We start from the raw sequence: 17,331 nt of genomic DNA, 5'->3' as shown, positions 1-17,331 counted from the left end.
AAGTAGGGCCACGTTTATCACTCCGTTCTCCCGCTCGCTATCATGAGCAGGATTGTGGTCTAAACATGGGTCAACTTAGGATGCAAATTTCCGAGGAAAGTGGGTCAGATTTAAATGCAATTCAACATTCCGTAGGCTGTAATGAGCTGGGTTGTGGTCTCACATGGGGTAGCTTAGGGTGAAAATTTCCGAGGGGAAACTGGGGCAGATGTTAGGGCGATTCAACAGCAAGGGCATACGACTTTAGGAAATTGCAAGGATAGGTGGCAATACAGCATGAAAATGAGCACTTGGATGTCAAAGGGTCGTGCGCTAATTTGGCGACGGGAGAGAAAATGCCTTACGAATCAATGAGCGTGACTGCAGGTTTGGATGGCAAACGTCAATTGGCGTGTTTCCGTGCCGGGGCTGCGCACCGGCACTCAAAAATATTCGAGGTCAATGGAGAAAAACACAGGCACGCCTCGGAATTCGTAAAAAATAGAATGCGAATCATTATTATTTCGGCTCTTTTGGATCAGTCCGGAAGAGCCTTTTTTTATCAGCAATGAACGGCGGAGGTTCGCCAGTATTTTTATTGGACCGAAAAATAATGAAGACCAATCAGGCCCCTTTCAACCCTGCACGCGATATGCGTATCGCCACCTCCATCCTGGTTTCGCTGGTGGCGCTCGGTTTCCACTTGCCAAGCGTGGCGCAACAGTCCGCCGCGCCCGCCGGGCAGGCCGCGCTGGAGCCGATCCAGGTCAGCAGCGACTGGCTCGGCACCGGGCTGGAGAGCAGCGTGAAGACCTATCCCGGCGCCCGCACCGTGGTCAGGAAGCAGGACATCGACAGCACCGGCGCCATCAGCATCGGCGAAGTGATGCGCCGCATTCCGGGCGTGCAGTCCAGTGACAGCGCCGGTACGTCCGGCAGCGCCATTTCCTTGAATATCGGCGTGCGCGGCCTGACCGGGCGCTTTTCGCCACGTTCCACCGTCCTGCTCGATGGCATCCCCTTGTCGGTGGCACCCTACGGCCAGCCCCAGCTTTCGTTCGCACCACTGAGCCTGAACAACATCGAATCGATCGACGTCATCCGTGGTGGCGGTGCAGTGCGCTTCGGCCCGCAGAACGTGGGCGGCATCATCAATTTCAAGACGCGCTCCATTCCGGCAAGCGAGGGTATCTCGGGGGATGCTTCCGTGCGCTACAACAGCTACGGCAAGGGCGGCGGCAATGCGCAGTACACCGCCTTCGCCGGCGGCCAGGGCGACAATGGACTGGGCATGGCCTTCCTGTATTCGGGCCAGGACGGCAGCGGATGGCGCGACAAGAGCGATGAGCACCTCAACGATTTTGCGCTGAAGATGCGCTACGAAATTTCAGCGAGTGCCGAGCTCTATGCCAAGCTCAATTACTACGACGTGATGAGCCGCACCCCGGGCGGCCTGAGCACCGCTCAGTACGCCGCCGATCCGTTCCAGAATACCCGCCTGCGCGACAACTGGAGCGGCACCCGCAAAGGCTTCGACGTCGGCTACCTCAATACGCTGTCGGACCATCAGGAGCTGGAGGTCCGCACCTACTTCAACCAGGCGACCCGGCAGAGCAGCTTGATCAACGCGACCGGCGTGCGCCTGTCGCATCAGCCGCGCAACTACGAAACGCTGGGCATCGAGCCCCGCTACACGCAGCGCTTCGCCTGGGGCAGCACCACGCATGATGTCACCGTCGGCTACCGCACCATCCGCGAGCGCGGGGACGACAATATCTACAACGAAGCGGTTCGCACCGGCGTGTTGAGCGGATTCACCCGGTTCCAGAACAGCACCGATGCCCATGCCGCCTACATCGACGACAAGATCGCGTTGGGCAAATGGCGCATCACGCCGGGCCTGCGTTTCGAACAGGTGCAGTCGAGCCGCTACGAAACGGGCAAGAAGACGCCCTACGAGGTGGCCAACGACAAGCTCCTGCCCTCGATCAACCTCGCCTACCTGCTCACCGAGCAGCTGACCCTGTTCAGCAACTACAACACCTCGTTCGGCGTGGTGCAGAATTCGCAGCTCAACACCATGTCCTCCGCCCATCCGCTGTCGCCCGAACTGGCCAGGACGATGGAAGGGGGCGTGCGGTGGAAGAGTGCGCAAGCCTCGGCCGAGGCGACGATGTTCCACATCAATTTTGACAACCAGATCGTCTCGGTGCAGGGAACGACGCCCAACGTCTTCCGCAACATCGGCAGGACCCAGCATGATGGCGTGGAGTTGGCGATGGACTATGCCTTCGACCAGGACAGCCCCCTGAAAGGCTGGTCGGTCTTCGCCAACTACACCTACACGCGGGCGCTGCAGAAGTCGGGCAGCAATCCGGGCAAGGACTTGCCGTTCTACGCCCGCACGACCGATACGCTCGGGGTGCGCCTGCAATCCGGTCCCTGGGCCCTGAACCTGTCGACGACGCACCAGGGCCGGCAGTTTGCCGATGAAGCCAACACCCTCGCCGAAAGCGCCGACGGCAGCATCGGGGAAATCCCCGGCGTGCGTCTGTGGAATGCGCAGGCGAGCTGGAAGGTGCCGGGCAAGAAGGGGCTGGACCTCACCGCGGGCGTCAACAACCTGATGGACCGGCGCTACTTCACTCGTACCGTCGATGGCAATCTGGGCAAACTGGTCGGCGCGCCGCGGACGATCTATGTGCAGGGGCGTTACGCATTCTGAGCTTCGGGCCGAGCGAAATCGCTCGTCAATTACCGCTCCCGTCGTTCACCTGCTCCTTCCACAAGGCTGGCCCTGCATCCGGGGGCAGGTGAAGAAAAATTCTCGCATTACGGGAATTTCCTCGTAAAAATGAGGCTGGCTCCCCGGGCCAGCCTCGTTACAACTGCAGTTTTCTTCTGTTTCCCCGCCCTTATTGGTGCGCTCCTTCGCATCCTGATTCAAAAAAGTGCATAAAACGTGCGATATGAATGAAGCGCAGCGTTGGCATGGAACTCGCTCTCCCAGCCGCACCATTACGGTGTATTCTGCCCGGCGGGGCAGTGCATTGGAGGAACGGCCCCGCCTGGCCTGGGGCTTTGACCGGGCCGCTTGCCTGCTGTGGCTCCGTCCCTTTTTTAGCGGCGATGAGCGGCGGGAGAGCGCCCGAGTCGGGATGCCCACAGGCATGGCTCGTTTTTTGCTGTAGCAGAGTCCGCAAGCAAGAACCGGTCAGCGACTGGGAGGCGCTGCGGTGTTTTCCGACCGGGTTGCCGTCCACACGGTGGTCAGGTTCGGTCAGCACACATAACAAATGGCACAACGAACTGCGTTTTCAATCTTTCATTGGAAGTAATAGGAGCAATTCATGCAAAAAATCAAAATGATTCCTGTCGCTACGGCACTGGTGGCAGCGTTCTCGTTTGCAGGGGCAGCGCAAGCACAAGAAGTCATCAAGATCGGTCACGTCGCTCCTCTGACCGGTCCCAATGCACACATCGGCAAGGACAACGAAAACGGCGCCCGCATGGCCGTGGACGAACTCAATGCCAAGGGCTTCGAGATCGGCGGCAAGAAGGTCACCTTCCAGCTGGTCCCGCAGGATGACGCTTCCGATCCGAAGCAAGCCACCACCGTGGCCCAGGCCCTGGTCGATGCCAAGGTCAAGGGCGTGGTTGGCCACATGAACTCCGGTACCACCATCCCGGCCTCCAAGATCTACTACGACGCCGGCATCCCGCAGATCTCGCCCTCGGCAACCAACCCCAAGTACACCCAGCAAGGCTTCAACACCGCCTTCCGCGTGGTGGCCAACGATGGCCAGCTCGGTGGCGTCCTGGGCCGTTATGCCGTCAATGAACTCAAGGGCAAGAACGTGGCCGTCATCGACGACCGCACTGCCTACGGTCAAGGCGTGGCTGAAGAATTCCGCAAGAGCGCCCTGGCTGCCGGTGCCACCATCGTGGCCACCCAGTACACCACCGACAAGGCTACCGACTTCAACGCCATCCTGACCTCGGTCAAGTCCAAGAAGCCTGACCTGGTCTTCTTCGGCGGCATGGATGCCGTGGCCGGCCCGATGCTGCGCCAGATGGATCAGCTGGGTGTGGCTGCCAAGTTCATGGGCGGTGACGGTATCTGCACCACCGAACTGCCGAGCCTGGCCGGTGCTGGCCTGAAGGACAGCGAAGTGGTCTGCGCCGAAGCCGGTGGCGTGACCGAAGCAGGCAAGAAGCCGCTGGAAGACTTCAAGGCTGCCTACAAGAAGAAGTTCAACCAGGACGTCGTGATCTACGCACCGTACACCTACGATGCGCTGATGACCCTGGCTGACGCCATGAAACAAGCCGGCTCGTCCGACCCCAAGGTCTACCTGCCGGTTCTGGCCAAGATCAAGCACAAGGGCGTGACCGGTGAAATCGCCTTCGACGCCAAGGGCGACATCCTGAACGGCACCCTGACCCTGTACACCTACAAGGGCGGCAAGCGTACCCTGCTGAGCGTGGTCAAGTAATTTGACATCAAGCTTCACCTCCGGGACCTTCGCGGTTCCGTAGGGAGCAGCAGTGACAAGCCCCGGCCTTCGTGCCGGGGCTTTTTGTTTCATATCGTCCCCAAACCGCATCGACCCGCCGCGTCATTTCCAGATTATAATGAGACACGTTCTCATTACATCTTGCGGTCATGGCCGACCTCGCTCCTTCCCGTGCTCACGACATTGCTGGCCTCTACACCGGGCATCACCGGTGGCTGCTGGGCTGGCTGCGCCGCCGTACCGACAACGCCGAACTGGCCGCCGACCTGGCGCAGGATACCTTCGTGCGCATGATGGTCTCGCGCCGCGATTTCTATCTCGATGAAGTGCGCACGCTGCTGGCCACCATCGCGCGCGGCCTGATGATCGACCATTTCCGCCGCTGCGCGCTGGAAGCCGCCTTCCTGGAAATGCTTGCGCAGATGCCGCCCGAGCACCTGCCTTCGCCCGAAGCCCAGTTGCTGGTGCTGGAAACCCTCAACGAAGTCGACGCCATGCTGGCCGGCTTGCCGCCCAAGGTACGCAGTGCCTTCCTGCTGTCCCAGCTCGATGGCCTGGCCTATGCCGAGATCGCGGCGCGGCTGGAGGTGTCGCTCAGTTCGGTGCAGCAATACATGAAGCGCGCCTTCACCGCTTGCTACCGGCTGCACTATGGCAGCTGAGACCGCAGTCCCGGGCGATGACGTGGTCATGGCCGCCATCGACTGGATGGTGCGGCTGCAATCGGGCAGCGCCACCGATCATGACCACGAGGCCTGCCGCCGCTGGCGTGCCGAACAGCCGCAGCACGAGCTGGCGTGGCAGCGCCTGCAGTCGCTGAGCGAACGTGTGGGCAGCTTGCCGCGCGCGCTGGCCCACGGCAGCATCGGCGCCAGCCCCACCCGCGCACGCAACAACCGCCGCTTTGCCATCAAGACCTTGTGCGTGTTGACGGGCACGGGGTTGCTGGCGTCCAGCGCGGCCCGATGGACGCCCTGGCAGGCCTGGATGGCCGGCTACTCGACCCGCACCGGCGAGCGGCGCCGGGTGACGCTCGCCGATGGCACCGTGCTGCAACTCAACAGTGCCACTGCGGTGGATGTCAGTCTTGACGAACAGCAGCGCCTCGTCCGCCTGCATCGCGGCGAAGTGCTCATCTCCACGGGGCATGAAGAGCGCGTTCCCTCTCGCCCCTTCCTCGTGCAGACCCGGCTGGGCCAGGCGCGCGCACTGGGCACCCGCTTCCGGCTGCGCGATGCGGAGGAGGGCATGCGCCTTGCCGTTTATGAGGGTGCGGTCGAATTTCGTTCGCAAAATGAGAATGCGCCGATACGCGTGGATGCCGGGCGTGAGGGTCTGTTCGATGCGCAAGGGCTGGTGGGCCGCCTCTCTGCCGCCAATGAAGAGGCCATCGCCTGGACCGAGGGCGTCATCGTGGCCGACCGCATGCCGCTGGGCCAACTGGTGGCCGAACTGGATCGCTATCTCCCCGGCAAGCTGCGCTGCGATCCGGCGGTGGCCGACCTGACCATCTCGGGCGTGTTCCCGCTCGACCAGCCGGCACGCATCCTGGCGGCCATCGCGCGGACCTTGCCGGTGCGGGTGGATTCCTTCACGGAGTACTGGGTCACCCTGCGGCCGCGGGCCTCCCCCTGAGGGTGGCATTGGTCTAAAAATTTTTTAAATATTTTCTGCAGGTTTCGGAATCTCGTTCGGTCTACCAGTAGCAAGCCCTCTGAAGCTCACCACCGAACGACATCCATGACAACCCGAACCCGCTTCCCCTCGCGCCCGACCCTGTCCCGACTGGCCATCCTGGCCGCCTTTGCCAGCCCCATGGCCGCTGTCCAGGCGCAAGCCACCGATGCCCAGCGCCAGGCCTACGACATCCCCGCTGGTCCCCTCGACCAAAGCCTCAACAGCTTTGCCCGCCGTGCCGGCGTGCTGCTCTCCTTCGATCCGGCCATCACGCGCGATCGCCAGAGTGCGGGCCTCGCCGGTCGTTATACGGTCGACGAAGGATTTGCCGCGCTGCTCAACGGCACACCGCTGCAAGCCATCCGCAATGCCGACGGCGGCTACACGGTGGCCGCACCGGCGGCCGCCACCGGCAGCAATGCCAATGCCGTCCTGCCCACCGTCACCATCACCGAAAGCGCCGATCCGACCGCCCCCTATGCAGGTGGACTGGTCGCACGCGGTGGCAGCCTGGGCGTGCTGGGCACGGCCAGCGTCATGGACACACCCTTCAGCACCACCAACTACACCTCGCAAGGCATCGAGGATGTGCAGGCGCGTGCCATCGGCGACGTCATCGCCAACGATGCCTCGGTGCGCAACACCAACGGCAATGGCGGCTTCGGCGACAGCTACCAGATTCGCGGCTTCACCATGTCGGCCAATGACGTGGCCTTCAATGGCCTCTATGGCATGGTGCCGCTCACGCGCATGCCCATCTCCATGGTCGAGCGCATCGAAGTGCTCAAGGGACCGGGCACGCTGATGTATGGCATGGGCCCGGCCGGCGGCGTGGGCGGGGCGGTCAACCTGATTCCCAAGCGTGCGCATGAAGATCCGATCTCCAGCGTCACGGCCACGTATCTCTCCAATTCACAGTTCGGATTGAAGGCCGACCTGGGCCGCCGCTTCGGTGAGCAGCAGGAGTGGGGCATCCGCGTGAACGCGCTCTATGCCGATGGCAACACGGGGCTCTCCGGCAGCAATCAGCAGCAGAGCATGGGCTCGGTCGGGCTCGACTACAACGGCGGCCGCGTGCGCTGGAGCCTGGATGCCTACACCCAGCATGAGGATGCCCGCAACTTCCGTCCGCAATTCAGCATCAGCAGCCTGGTGATGCCGGATGCGCCCTCGGGCAAGACCAATCTCTATCCCGGCACCACCCTGCAGTCCGACGACAAGGCCGTGGCCACCCGCCTGGAATACGACATCAACGACCAGCTGACCGCCTATGGTGCCGTGGGCTATCACGTGGCCAGTTCCGCCCAGAGCTGGCCCAGCGCCACCATCCTCAATGCAGCCGGCGATACCGCAGCGCTTTCCAATGGCTACTATGACCAGAAGGTGGTTTCCACGTCGGCCGATGTAGGTATGCGTGCGCGCTTCAACACCGCTGGCATCAAGCACACCGTGATGCTGGGCGTGAACATGCTGGATCAGCAGACGGATTACTTCTTCCTCTCCCAGAGCAGCAACGTCACCTCCAACCTGTATCGTCCGGTCGCCTTGCCCACGGTGACCGGTGCACGCGGCGCGCCCACGCCGCAAAGCCAGATCCGCCTGACCAGCGTGGCGCTGACCGATACCCTGTCGCTGGCCGATGACCGCCTGCGCATCACCGCCGGGCTGCGCCGCCAGCAGGTCTATTCGCACAGCCTGGCCGATGCCACGCAGACCTCCAACAAGACGGCCATCTCGCCGGTGCTGGGCGTGGTCGTCAAGCCGGTGCAGAACGTCTCCCTGTATGCCAACTACACGGCGGCCCTCAGTGCCGGCGGTTTCACTTCGGCCAGCGACGGCAATCCCAACCAGCTCTTCCCGCCCTACAAGTCCAAGCAGGTGGAAACGGGGGCGAAAATCGACTGGGGCCGTATCACCACCACGGCGGCCGTCTTCCAGATCGAGCAGGCCAATTCCAGCACCACGCTGGTCAATGGCGTGAGTACCACCACCCAGGATGGCCGCAATCGCGTGCGCGGACTGGAACTGGCGGCCTATGGCGAACTGCAGCGCGGACTGCGCTTCAATGCCAGCGGCACCTTCTTCGATGCCAAGCAGTACCACACCGACAATGGCACCAATGACGGCAAGGATGTCGGTGCCATCCCCAACAGCAACTTCAACCTGGGACTGGATTGGGATGCACCCTGGCTGCAGGGCCTGGCCTTGAATACCCGTGTCACCCGCACAGGTTCGATGTGGTACAGCAACGAGAACAAGCTCAAGGTGCCGGGATGGACCCGCGTCGATATCGGTGCGCGCTATATCACCCGGGCGGCAGGGCAGGTCGTGACCTATCGCGCCAACATCGAGAACCTGTTCGACAAGAATTACTGGCTGATGCAGAACGGTTACGTCGGCACCTCATCGGGCCGTACGCTGGTGCTGTCGGCGCAGGTTGATTTCTGATCCGGTCACACAGATCGCGTGCGTAAGCAACGCCCTGCCATTGAAAGGTGGCAGGGCGTTTTTTTGTGTAGAGACGCCTGTTTTATATAAATGATTTAAATGATTTAAAGGATTTCAAGAATGGGAAAATCAGAACATGACGAATCCGTCATGTTCTGATCAGGCCGCCTTCTTGTCCATCTCGCGCGCACTTTCCAGGAACACGTGCCGCAACCATTCGATGCCCGGATCATTGGTGCGATAGCGATGCCACTGCATCATCTGGTGCATCTCCGCCAGCGGCAGCGGGCTTTCCTTGAGCACGACCGGCAATTGCGTGGCCAGCTTGCGCGCCAGCCGTCCATGCACGGTGGCGATGCGGTCGGTCCCCTGCACCAGCGCCACGCAGGAGGCGAAGCTGAAGCTGGTGATCTCCACCCGCCGCTCAAATCCCAGCTTGTTGGCCATCCACGCTTCCACCGATGAGGCATTGGCACCCGGCGGCACCATGACCACATGGCCGGCCTCCATGTAGCGCTCCAGCGTGAGCTTGCCCTTGGCCAGCGGGCTGTCGCGCCACACCACGCAGACGTGGCGTTCGCGGAAGACTTCCTCCGCAGGATGATCGGGCGTACAGAATTCCTGTGGCAGCACCAGCAAGTCCACTTCCGCGCGATCCAGCGAACGGGTCGGATCCTGCACCTGCGGCATCAGCGCAAAGCGAATCTGCGGCCCCTCGGCATGGGCCCGTGCGATCACGCGCGGAATCAGTACATTCAGGCTGAAATCCGAGACCGAGATGCGGAACTCGCGCTGCGACTCCTGCGGGACGAAAGCCGGTTTGGCAGCGATCGATCCTTCGATGCGCCGCAGTACGTCATTGACCGCATCGCGCAGCACCTCGGCACGCGGTGTGGCTTCCATGCGGCGGCCGACCTGGATCAGCAATTCGTCATCGAAATAGTCGCGCAGGCGCGCCAGCGCATTGCTCATGGCGGACTGGCTCAGGTGGATCTTCTCGGCGGCGCGGCTGATGTTGAGTTCGGTCAGCAGCGCGTCGAGCGCGACCAGCAGGTTGAGGTCGAGCTTGTTGAAGCGCATGGATGAGTCTCCGTTGTCGGGTGCCGGCCTTTCTTTTGGGCAAGGATTGCGGGGCGCGGTCAGGTATTGATCCCGCCCATATCATGAATCAAAACAATCCATTTGATCAATATCAACCTCGACCTTAACCTTCACACATCCGCTGCACGTCCTCGCAGAAACACCCAAGAAAAGGTCGGCGCGGCAAGCCGGTGGCGCCCTGCGCCATTGTTCAGCCTGGCCCCGACAAGACGCCGCGACGGCGACACAACCAGCCAGGCAGGGTAGGAGACAAGGAGACAGAAGTGAAGAGAGGAACAGTACCAGCCCGGCGGCTGGGGTATCGTGCCGTCCTGGCCGTTGCAGCCGTACTCGGGAGCGCCAGCATGCAATCCGCGCAAGCCTTCGAAGGTGGCGTTTCGCCATTCCCCACCGGGTCCACCAGTGAATACATCGCCGCGCTGCCGCCCATCCCGGGCCTGTTCGCGGTAGAGCAGTTCAACTACAGCAGTGCCGACGGCCTGTACGACAACAAGGGCAACAAGCGCCCCATCCCCTTCAAGACCGACGTGTTCTCGGCCACCACGCGCCTCTTGGCTTCCTATGGCGTGGAGTGGATGGGTGCCAAGGTCTATTCGCAACTGGTGTTGCCGGTGGTCTCGCTGCATAGCGAAGTGATGGGCCACGGCGAGAACCACAACGGCCTCTCCAACGTCACCGTCACCCCGCTGCTGCTGCGCTGGGACGTGGCCGCGCATACCAATGTCACGTTCGGCTTCGACTTCGCCCTCAAGACCGGTTCCTACGATCCCAAGCGCACCAGCGTGGCGGTCGGCTACACCTCCTACCAGCCGGTGCTGGCGATCCGCCACAACGATCCAAACGGGCTGGACCTGGGCATCTCCAACCGTCTGCTCTTCAACGACAAGAACAGCGATACCAATTACCGCTCCGGCACGGCCTACGTGGCGGACTTCATCGGTGGCTGGAACTTCGGCAAGTGGAAAGTCGGCGTCACCGGTTCCTACCTGAACCAGTTCACCGATGACCGCCAGAACGGCACCGACATCACCGGCAACCGTACGCGCAGCTTTGCCATGGGCCCGACCGTGGCCTACAACGCCGGTACCTACAGCATCAACATGAACGTGCAGCGCGGCTTGTACGCCGCCAACACGGCCAAGAGCGATGCCATCTGGATCAACTTCGCCATGCCGCTGTGGATGGGCGGCCGGCACTGAGTCAACGCAGCCGCTCATCCGTATCACTCATCATCAAAGGAGTTACACCATGTTCCGTTATTTCCCGACGAACTATGTCTGGAATCTTTCCGTCGATCTCGCCATCGAGATGGGCGCGCGCATCGGCGAAATCGAAGCCATGTGCGCGCCCCTGCAAGAGGCGGCCAAACAGCCTGACGCCGAAGGCACCGCCGCCTTCCGCGCCACCTGGGCGGACATGGCAGAAAAGCTCTGCAGCCTGGCCGCCGAGGATGAAGCGCGCGGCCGGCTGCTCTCGGCCGGGACCAAGTACAAGCGCGCAGCCAGCTACCTGCTGACCTGCGAACGCCTGCAGGGTCACGGCGCACCGGGCCGCCTGGAGTTGTATCGCCGCTTCCTGGAAGTATTCCAGCGTGGCATCACGCTGGCTGGTGACAACTGCGAGCGCGTCGAAATTCCTTATGAAGGCAAGGTCATCTCGGGCCTTTATACCCGCGCCAACAATGTGCAGGGGCCTGCCCCGATCCTGGTCCAGCTCAATGGCCTGGATTCGACCAAGGAAATGAAATACCTGGTCGGCCTGCCCGGCTGGCTGGCCGAGCGCGGCGTCTCGTCGCTGGTGATCGACCAGCCCGGCACCGGCGAAGCCCTGCGCCTGCATGGCATGACTGCGCGTTTCGATGCCGAGCACTGGGCGCGCCACGTGGTGGATTGGCTGGAACAGCGCGACGACGTCGATGCCAGCCGCATCGGCTGTGAAGGCGTCTCGCTGGGCGGCTACTACTGCCCGCGCGTGGTGGCCATGGAGCCGCGCTTTGCCTGTGGCGTGGTGTGGGGTGCCAATCACGACTGGCGCGACGTACAGAAAAAGCGCCTGGAAAAAGAGGGCGATTTCCCCGTGCCGCATTACTGGCAGCACGTCTGCTGGGTATGGGGTGCCAAGGATGTCGACGACTTCATGCGCATCGCCGAGGACGTGCACCTGGATGGCGTGGTCGAGAAGATCCGCGTGCCCTTCCTGGTCACCCACGGCGAGAAGGACACGCAGATTCCCCTGAAGTGGGCACACCGTACCTACGAACAACTGGTCAACAGCCCCAAGCGCGAATTGAAGGTCTTCACCGACCGCGAAGGCGGCGCGCAGCATGCCAGCTTCGACAATTCCATCAACGCCGGCCACGTCATCGCCGACTGGGTGGCCGAAACCCTGGGCGGCCGCACCAAGCGCTGAGGCGCATGGCGCCAACGCAATACCGAGTCAATCACAAGGAAAACCGCATGAACATCATTGGACCCGATGCCCTGGTCTTTGGCGTGGAGGACCTGCCCGCCTGCCGCCAGTACCTGCTCGACTATGGCCTCAAGGATGCTGGTAACGATCGTTACGAAGCCCTCGACGGCACCGCCATCGTGCTGCGCGCCAAGGACGACGCCACGCTGCCGGCCGCCATGGGTACCGCCAGCCTGCTGCGCGAAACCGTCTATGGCGTGGCCGACGTGGCCACCCTGGATGCCATCGAAACCGAACTGCGCCGCGACCGCGAAGTCAGCCGCCGCGATGGCGTGGTACGCAGCGTGGACGACATGGGCTTTGCACTGGCCTTCCAGGTCACCGTGCGCCGTGCGCTGGACATGAAATCGGAACGCGTCAACGGTCCCGGCGATGCCCAGCGCGCACCGAACCAGCTGGGCCTGCCGGCAGAGGACCAAGCCCTGCCGCGCACGCTGTCGCACGTGGTGTATTTCGTGCCCGATGCCGCCAAGGCCGAGGCTTTCTACCAGCGCCTGGGCTTCGTCTGCACCGACCGCTTCACCGGTGTGGGCCCCTTCCTGCGTCCGGCCGGGACCCTGGATCACCACACGCTCTTCATGATCCAGACGCCGCCCTTCATGAAAGGCTGCGAACATTTCACCTTCCACATGGGCGGCCCGACCGAGGTGCTGCTGGCCGGCACCCGTTTCGTCGAGAAGGGTTACCAGAGCTTCTGGGGGCCGGGCCGCCATCGCTTCGGCAGCAACTGGTTCTGGTATTTCAATTCGCCGCTGGGCTGCCACGTCGAATACGACGCCGACATGGACCTGCACGACGATCAGTGGGCCGCTCGCGAAGTGCCGATGGGAGCCGATGCCTCGCAATTGTTCCTGTTCCAGTACCGCGAGAAGTGGGCGCCGAGCGGCCCGCCGCCACCGGGCGCTGCACACTGAGCCAAGCGGGAGCACACGCCATGTATTTGTGCCATGTCACCCAATTGCCCGACGACGGCGCGCGCGGTTTCGATACCGGCGGGGCAGGGCAGGCCACCATTTTCCTGCTGCGCCGGGGCGACCAGGTGCGGGCCTGGGTTGACAGCTGCCCGCACCACGGCACACCGTTGCCATGGCGGCGCGATGCCTACCTCGATGCCAGCGGGCAGCATGTGGTCTGTGCCGCCCATGGCGCATTGTTCGATCCGCTCACCGGCGTGTGCACGCTCGGGCCTTGCCTGGGCGACTCGCTCACGCCGGTGGCGCTGCGCATCGATGACGACGGCGGCCTGCACCTGGCCGCCGGCGAAGACGATCAACTCATCAAGAAAAAGATTCAGGAGACACCATGACACTCGCAGCCCAACGCATCCTCATCATCGGCGGCGGTTTTTCCGGCGCATCGGCCGCCATCGACCTGCGCCGCCGTGGCGCCCAGGTCGACCTGGTGGAACTCGATCCCCAGTGGCGCAACTATGGTGCCGGCATCAGCCTCGGCCCGGCCACGCTGCGGGCCCTGAAGCAACTCGGGGTGCTCGATGCCTTCCTGCGCGAAGGCGCGGCCGGTGACGGTGTGCGCCTGTGCCTGCCGCATGGCCCGCAGATCGCCGAGCTGCCCACGCCGCGCCTGGCCGCGCCCGACGTACCCGGCGGCGGTGCCATCCTGCGTCCGGTACTGGCCCGTATCCTGGCTGATGCTACCCGCGCATCGGGCACCGATGTGCGCCTGGGGTGTACCTTCACCGCCCTGCGCGAGATCGGCGACGAGGTCGAGGTCGACTTCACCGATGGCCAGACCCGCCGCTACGACCTGGTGATCGGTGCCGATGGCCTCTATTCCAAGCTGCGTGCCCATCTCTTCCCCAATGCGCCCAAGCCGCGCTACAGCGGCCAGGCCGTATGGCGTGCCGTCCTGCCTCGTCCGGCGGAGATCACCACCTGCACGATGTGGATGGGGCCAAAGATCAAGCCGGGCGTCAATCCGGTGTCGAAAGACGAGATGTACCTCTTCGTCACCGAGCCGCGTCCGGTCAACGACCACGTCGATCCGGCCACCTTCGTGGCGCGCCTGCGCGGGCTGCTGGAAGACTTCAGCGCCCCGGTCCTCAAGACCATCCGCGACCAGCTCGGCGACAACGCCCGCATCATCTTCCGCCCTCTGGAAGGCTTGCTACTGCCGCGTCCGTGGTATCAGGGCCGCGTTGTGCTCATCGGTGATGCCGTGCATGCCACCACGCCGCACCTGGCCTCCGGTGCCTGCATCGGCATCGAGGATGCGCTGGTGCTGGCCGACGAACTCGCACGCAACGGCAGCGTGCCGCTGGCCTTGTCGGCCTTCGAGGAACGTCGCTGGGAACGTTGCCGCATGGTGGTGGAGAACTCGGCCCGGCTGGGCGAGATCGAGGTCGAGGGCGGCGACAAGGACGAGCACTCGCGCATCATGCGCGAATCGCACGCGGCACTGGTCCAGCCGATCTGATTTTTTAAACAATATAAAAAATATAAACGATTAACGCTTCTGCAACCTGCAACCTGCACTCTGCATTCTGCGTACGACGCGAGGAGACAAGATGATCACGACCTATTCCAAGCGCGCCCTGGCTGCGCTGATGCTGGCGCACTGCGCCGGCATGATCGACCTGGTCGCGCTGCCGGTCTGGGTTGGCACGCTGGTGGCGCATTACCACTTCGATGCCCGCCAGGCTGGCCTGTTGGCCTCGCTCTTCCTGGGCGGCGCGGTACTGGCCAGCGCCGTGCTGGCACCGCGCTTCGATCCCGAGACGGCACGCTGGAAGGCGGCCATCGGCTTCGGCCTCTCAGCCCTGCTGTTCGCGGTGGCGGCCCAGACCCAGCACTACCTGCTGCTGGCCTTGCTGCATGCGGCCTGCGGCGTCACCACCGGGCTTTCGCTCAGTGTCACGCATGGCACCATCGCGCGGGGCAGCAATCCGCATCGCGGCTTTGCGCTGGTCGGCATCGCCCTGGGCGTGTTCGCCATCCTGTTCCTGGGCAGTGCGCCGCCGATCATTGCCAGCGTCGGTGGTCCAGCCTTGTTTTATCTCTTCGCGGGTGTGATGGCCATGGGCGCGCTGGCTTGTGCGCTAGCGTTTCCCCGTGCAGAGACTGACGGCCTGCCGCGCGTGGCTGCGCCGCGCGAACCGGTGCCGCGCCAGGTCTGGTACGGCATCGCCGGTATCGCCTGCATGGGCCTGGTGCAATCGATGACCTTCAGTTTCCTGGAGCGCGTGGGCAGTGATCGCGGCTTCGGGCTGGAAGCGGTCACCGGTGTGCTCATCGCGCTGGGCTTCGTCAACCTGCTGCCCGCGCCGCTGGCCGCTTTGCTGGAGAAGCGTCTGCCCGCCCGCAGCGTGCTCATGGCCGGTCCCCTGGTGCAGGCGCTGCTGGTGGTGGTGATCATGAGTTCGTTGCGTTTTGCACCTTATGCGGCAGCGGCCTCCGTCTTTGCTGCCGTGATGATCTTCACGCACACCTTCGCCTTCGGCCTCATGGCACGCCTGGACCGCAGCGGCCGCGCCATGGCCGCCACGCCCGCCATGCTGATGACGGGGGCGGCCATCGGCCCCATCCTCGGCGGCACGCTGGTGCAGGGCTGGGGTTATGGCAGCCTGGGTCCGGTGGCGGTGGCGCTGGGCGTGGGGGCATCGATCTGTTTCTCGCGGCTGCCGCGTGCAGTCGCCGTTCAACCCCAAGAGGCCCTGGCATGACCGCATCCCTGCAGACGCGTCGCCGTCATCGTTTCGTCGACCTGTCCATCTATCTCGAAAACGACGTGCTCTCCGACCCGCCCCCGCTGGCCCCGAAGATCACCTACCAGAAGCACGCCGACACCCTGCCCGAATTCATGGCCATGCTGCCCGGCACCCGGCCCGAGGATTATCCCGATGGCGAAGCCGCAGCGGCCGAATGGGTCACGCTGACCACGCACAACGGCACGCATCTGGATGCACCCTGGCATTTCCATTCCACGCAAGATGCCAGGAATGGCGGCGCGCGCCCCTCCATCACCATCGATGAAGTGCCGCTGGAATGGTGCTTCCAGGCCGGCGTGAAACTGGACTTCCGTCATTTCCCCGATGGCTATGTGGCCACCGCTGCCGATGTGGAAGCCGAACTCAAACGCATCGGCCATATGCTGCAGCCGCTCGACATCGTTGTGGTCAATACCCGCGCCGGCTCCCGCTATGGTCACCGCGACTATCTCGGTGCCGGATGCGGCATGGGTTACGAAGCCACCATGTACCTGCTCGAACGCGGCGTGCGCCTGACCGGCACCGATGCCTGGAGCTGGGATGCACCGTTCTCCTATACCGCGCAACGGGTGGCCGAGACCGGCGACAAGTCCCTGATCTGGGAAGGCCACAAGGCCGGCCGCGACATCGGCTACTGCCACCTGGAGAAACTGCACAACCTCGAAGCCCTGCCGGCGCACGGTTTCACCATCAGCTGCTTCCCGCACAAGATCCGTGGTGCCAGTGCCGGCTGGACACGGGCGGTAGCGATCTTCGACGAAGCCTGATGGCCGCTGCCAGACCGGCAGCCATCAGCAGATTCACGCAATGCAAGCGATTCAATGGAGCCCATGATGTCCTTTCCCCCGATTCACCGCGTCGTCACCGGTCACGATGCGCAAGGCCGATCCATCGTCAGCAGCGACGGTCCGCTGCCGACCGTGGTGGAGGTGGCCGCCATTCCCGGCACGCTCTTCCATGAAGTCTGGAGCACCAGCGCCACGCCCGCGCGGGTGGACAATGGCGTTGATCCCAGCCTGGGCGCACTGGTGCTGTCTCCTCCGGAGCGTGGTACGCGCATGCGCTTCGTGGACATCCCGCCTGATACCGAAGAATTCCTCGCCAGCGCCAACAGCAAGATGCAGGAGGCCTTCAGCCAGATCGGCGAAGCCTCGGCCTCCACCATGCAGGCCGACTCGCCGCATCCGCTGATGCACCGTACCGAATCGGTGGACTATGGCATCGTCATTGAAGGAGAGATGACCCTGGTACTGGACCGCGGTGAAGTCGCCCTGAAGCCTGGCAGTGTGGTCGTGCAGCGTGGCACCAATCACGCCTGGGCCAATCGTTCGGGCAAGCCCTGCCGCATGCTGTTCATCCTGGTCGATGGCGAGTATGACCCGGCCATTGCCGCCCAACTGGCCGAGGGAGCGTAAG

The 17,331-nt window shown here is 63.3% G+C and carries 15 protein-coding genes; 14 read left to right on the top strand and 1 reads right to left on the bottom strand.

Going from position 1 to position 17,331, the window contains the following annotated elements; all coding sequences use genetic code 11:
* Nucleotides 1-335: 335 nt before the first annotated feature.
* The 6 genes from FYB76_RS12555 to FYB76_RS12530 all read left to right on the top strand — a co-directional run bounded on the left by FYB76_RS12555 (nt 336) and on the right by FYB76_RS12530 (nt 8,621).
* Nucleotides 336-551, top strand: a complete 216-nt coding sequence (locus FYB76_RS12555) for a hypothetical protein (protein WP_154133848.1) — start codon at nt 336-338, stop codon at nt 549-551.
* Nucleotides 552-592: 41 nt separating this feature from the next.
* Nucleotides 593-2,704, top strand: coding sequence for a TonB-dependent siderophore receptor (locus FYB76_RS12550; protein WP_154133847.1), 2,112 nt, complete (start codon nt 593-595; stop codon nt 2,702-2,704).
* Nucleotides 2,705-3,329: 625 nt separating this feature from the next.
* Nucleotides 3,330-4,475, top strand: a complete 1,146-nt coding sequence (locus FYB76_RS12545) for a branched-chain amino acid ABC transporter substrate-binding protein (RefSeq protein WP_088755389.1) — start codon at nt 3,330-3,332, stop codon at nt 4,473-4,475.
* Between the two features lie 170 nt (nt 4,476-4,645).
* Complete coding sequence (locus tag FYB76_RS12540; protein ID WP_088755388.1) at nt 4,646-5,158, top strand: sigma-70 family RNA polymerase sigma factor; 513 nt, start codon at nt 4,646-4,648, stop codon at nt 5,156-5,158.
* Nucleotides 5,148-6,131: a FecR domain-containing protein gene (locus tag FYB76_RS12535; protein ID WP_154133846.1), complete on the top strand. Its 984-nt coding sequence runs from the start codon at nt 5,148-5,150 to the stop codon at nt 6,129-6,131. The genes FYB76_RS12540 and FYB76_RS12535 overlap by 11 nt, the downstream gene beginning before the upstream one ends.
* 105 nt (nt 6,132-6,236) lie before the next feature.
* Nucleotides 6,237-8,621 (top strand): TonB-dependent receptor, encoded by a 2,385-nt coding sequence (locus FYB76_RS12530; protein WP_154133845.1) that lies wholly within the window; start codon nt 6,237-6,239, stop codon nt 8,619-8,621.
* A 159-nt stretch (nt 8,622-8,780) separates the two neighbouring features.
* Here the strand turns inward: FYB76_RS12530 and FYB76_RS12525 are convergent, their stop codons facing one another.
* On the bottom strand, nt 8,781-9,701 hold the full coding sequence (locus FYB76_RS12525; RefSeq protein WP_088755385.1) for a LysR family transcriptional regulator: 921 nt from the start codon (nt 9,699-9,701) through the stop codon (nt 8,781-8,783).
* Between the two features lie 365 nt (nt 9,702-10,066).
* Between FYB76_RS12525 and FYB76_RS12520 the strand changes: the two genes are divergently transcribed.
* The 8 genes from FYB76_RS12520 (at nt 10,067) to FYB76_RS12485 (ending at nt 17,330) form a co-directional block, all read left to right on the top strand.
* Nucleotides 10,067-10,921 (top strand): transporter, encoded by an 855-nt coding sequence (locus tag FYB76_RS12520; protein ID WP_154133844.1) that lies wholly within the window; start codon nt 10,067-10,069, stop codon nt 10,919-10,921.
* A 49-nt stretch (nt 10,922-10,970) separates the two neighbouring features.
* The gene (locus tag FYB76_RS12515; RefSeq protein ID WP_088755383.1) at nt 10,971-12,131 is read left to right on the top strand and encodes a S9 family peptidase; all 1,161 of its coding nucleotides are present in this window, start codon (nt 10,971-10,973) and stop codon (nt 12,129-12,131) included.
* Nucleotides 12,132-12,178: 47 nt separating this feature from the next.
* A complete protein-coding gene (locus tag FYB76_RS12510; RefSeq protein ID WP_088755382.1) occupies nt 12,179-13,105 on the top strand; it encodes a VOC family protein in 927 nt (308 codons plus the stop codon).
* Nucleotides 13,106-13,125: 20 nt separating this feature from the next.
* The gene (locus tag FYB76_RS12505; protein ID WP_088755381.1) at nt 13,126-13,497 is read left to right on the top strand and encodes a Rieske (2Fe-2S) protein; all 372 of its coding nucleotides are present in this window, start codon (nt 13,126-13,128) and stop codon (nt 13,495-13,497) included.
* Nucleotides 13,494-14,624: an FAD-dependent oxidoreductase gene (locus tag FYB76_RS12500; protein ID WP_154133843.1), complete on the top strand. Its 1,131-nt coding sequence runs from the start codon at nt 13,494-13,496 to the stop codon at nt 14,622-14,624. The genes FYB76_RS12505 and FYB76_RS12500 overlap by 4 nt, the downstream gene beginning before the upstream one ends.
* A 91-nt stretch (nt 14,625-14,715) precedes the next feature.
* Nucleotides 14,716-15,870, top strand: coding sequence for an MFS transporter (locus FYB76_RS12495; RefSeq protein WP_154133842.1), 1,155 nt, complete (start codon nt 14,716-14,718; stop codon nt 15,868-15,870).
* Nucleotides 15,867-16,682 carry a cyclase family protein gene (locus FYB76_RS12490; RefSeq protein ID WP_154133841.1) on the top strand — a complete coding sequence of 272 codons (816 nt, stop codon included), beginning with the start codon at nt 15,867-15,869 and terminating at the stop codon, nt 16,680-16,682. The genes FYB76_RS12495 and FYB76_RS12490 overlap by 4 nt, the downstream gene beginning before the upstream one ends.
* A gap of 66 nt (nt 16,683-16,748) precedes the next feature.
* The gene (locus FYB76_RS12485; RefSeq protein WP_154133863.1) at nt 16,749-17,330 is read left to right on the top strand and encodes a cupin domain-containing protein; all 582 of its coding nucleotides are present in this window, start codon (nt 16,749-16,751) and stop codon (nt 17,328-17,330) included.
* The last annotated feature ends 1 nt before the right edge of the window (nt 17,331 follow it).

This window comes from Herbaspirillum sp. CAH-3, assembly GCF_009668275.1.
In the GTDB taxonomy this organism is placed as follows: domain Bacteria; phylum Pseudomonadota; class Gammaproteobacteria; order Burkholderiales; family Burkholderiaceae_D; genus Herbaspirillum; species Herbaspirillum aquaticum.
This window is presented reverse-complemented; position numbering and strand designations above follow the sequence as displayed.

Bases quoted from the DNA above. Each gene is read 5' to 3' on its own strand.
- FYB76_RS12555 (WP_154133848.1), top strand. From the start codon at position 336: ATGCCTTACGAATCAATGAGCGTGACTGCAGGTTTGGATGGCAAACGT.
- FYB76_RS12550 (WP_154133847.1), top strand. From the start codon at position 593: ATGAAGACCAATCAGGCCCCTTTCAACCCTGCACGCGATATGCGTATC.
- FYB76_RS12545 (WP_088755389.1), top strand. From the start codon at position 3,330: ATGCAAAAAATCAAAATGATTCCTGTCGCTACGGCACTGGTGGCAGCG.
- FYB76_RS12540 (WP_088755388.1), top strand. From the start codon at position 4,646: ATGGCCGACCTCGCTCCTTCCCGTGCTCACGACATTGCTGGCCTCTAC.
- FYB76_RS12535 (WP_154133846.1), top strand. From the start codon at position 5,148: ATGGCAGCTGAGACCGCAGTCCCGGGCGATGACGTGGTCATGGCCGCC.
- FYB76_RS12530 (WP_154133845.1), top strand. From the start codon at position 6,237: ATGACAACCCGAACCCGCTTCCCCTCGCGCCCGACCCTGTCCCGACTG.
- FYB76_RS12525 (WP_088755385.1), bottom strand. From the start codon at position 9,701: ATGCGCTTCAACAAGCTCGACCTCAACCTGCTGGTCGCGCTCGACGCG.
- FYB76_RS12520 (WP_154133844.1), top strand. From the start codon at position 10,067: ATGCAATCCGCGCAAGCCTTCGAAGGTGGCGTTTCGCCATTCCCCACC.
- FYB76_RS12515 (WP_088755383.1), top strand. From the start codon at position 10,971: ATGTTCCGTTATTTCCCGACGAACTATGTCTGGAATCTTTCCGTCGAT.
- FYB76_RS12510 (WP_088755382.1), top strand. From the start codon at position 12,179: ATGAACATCATTGGACCCGATGCCCTGGTCTTTGGCGTGGAGGACCTG.
- FYB76_RS12505 (WP_088755381.1), top strand. From the start codon at position 13,126: ATGTATTTGTGCCATGTCACCCAATTGCCCGACGACGGCGCGCGCGGT.
- FYB76_RS12500 (WP_154133843.1), top strand. From the start codon at position 13,494: ATGACACTCGCAGCCCAACGCATCCTCATCATCGGCGGCGGTTTTTCC.
- FYB76_RS12495 (WP_154133842.1), top strand. From the start codon at position 14,716: ATGATCACGACCTATTCCAAGCGCGCCCTGGCTGCGCTGATGCTGGCG.
- FYB76_RS12490 (WP_154133841.1), top strand. From the start codon at position 15,867: ATGACCGCATCCCTGCAGACGCGTCGCCGTCATCGTTTCGTCGACCTG.
- FYB76_RS12485 (WP_154133863.1), top strand. From the start codon at position 16,749: ATGTCCTTTCCCCCGATTCACCGCGTCGTCACCGGTCACGATGCGCAA.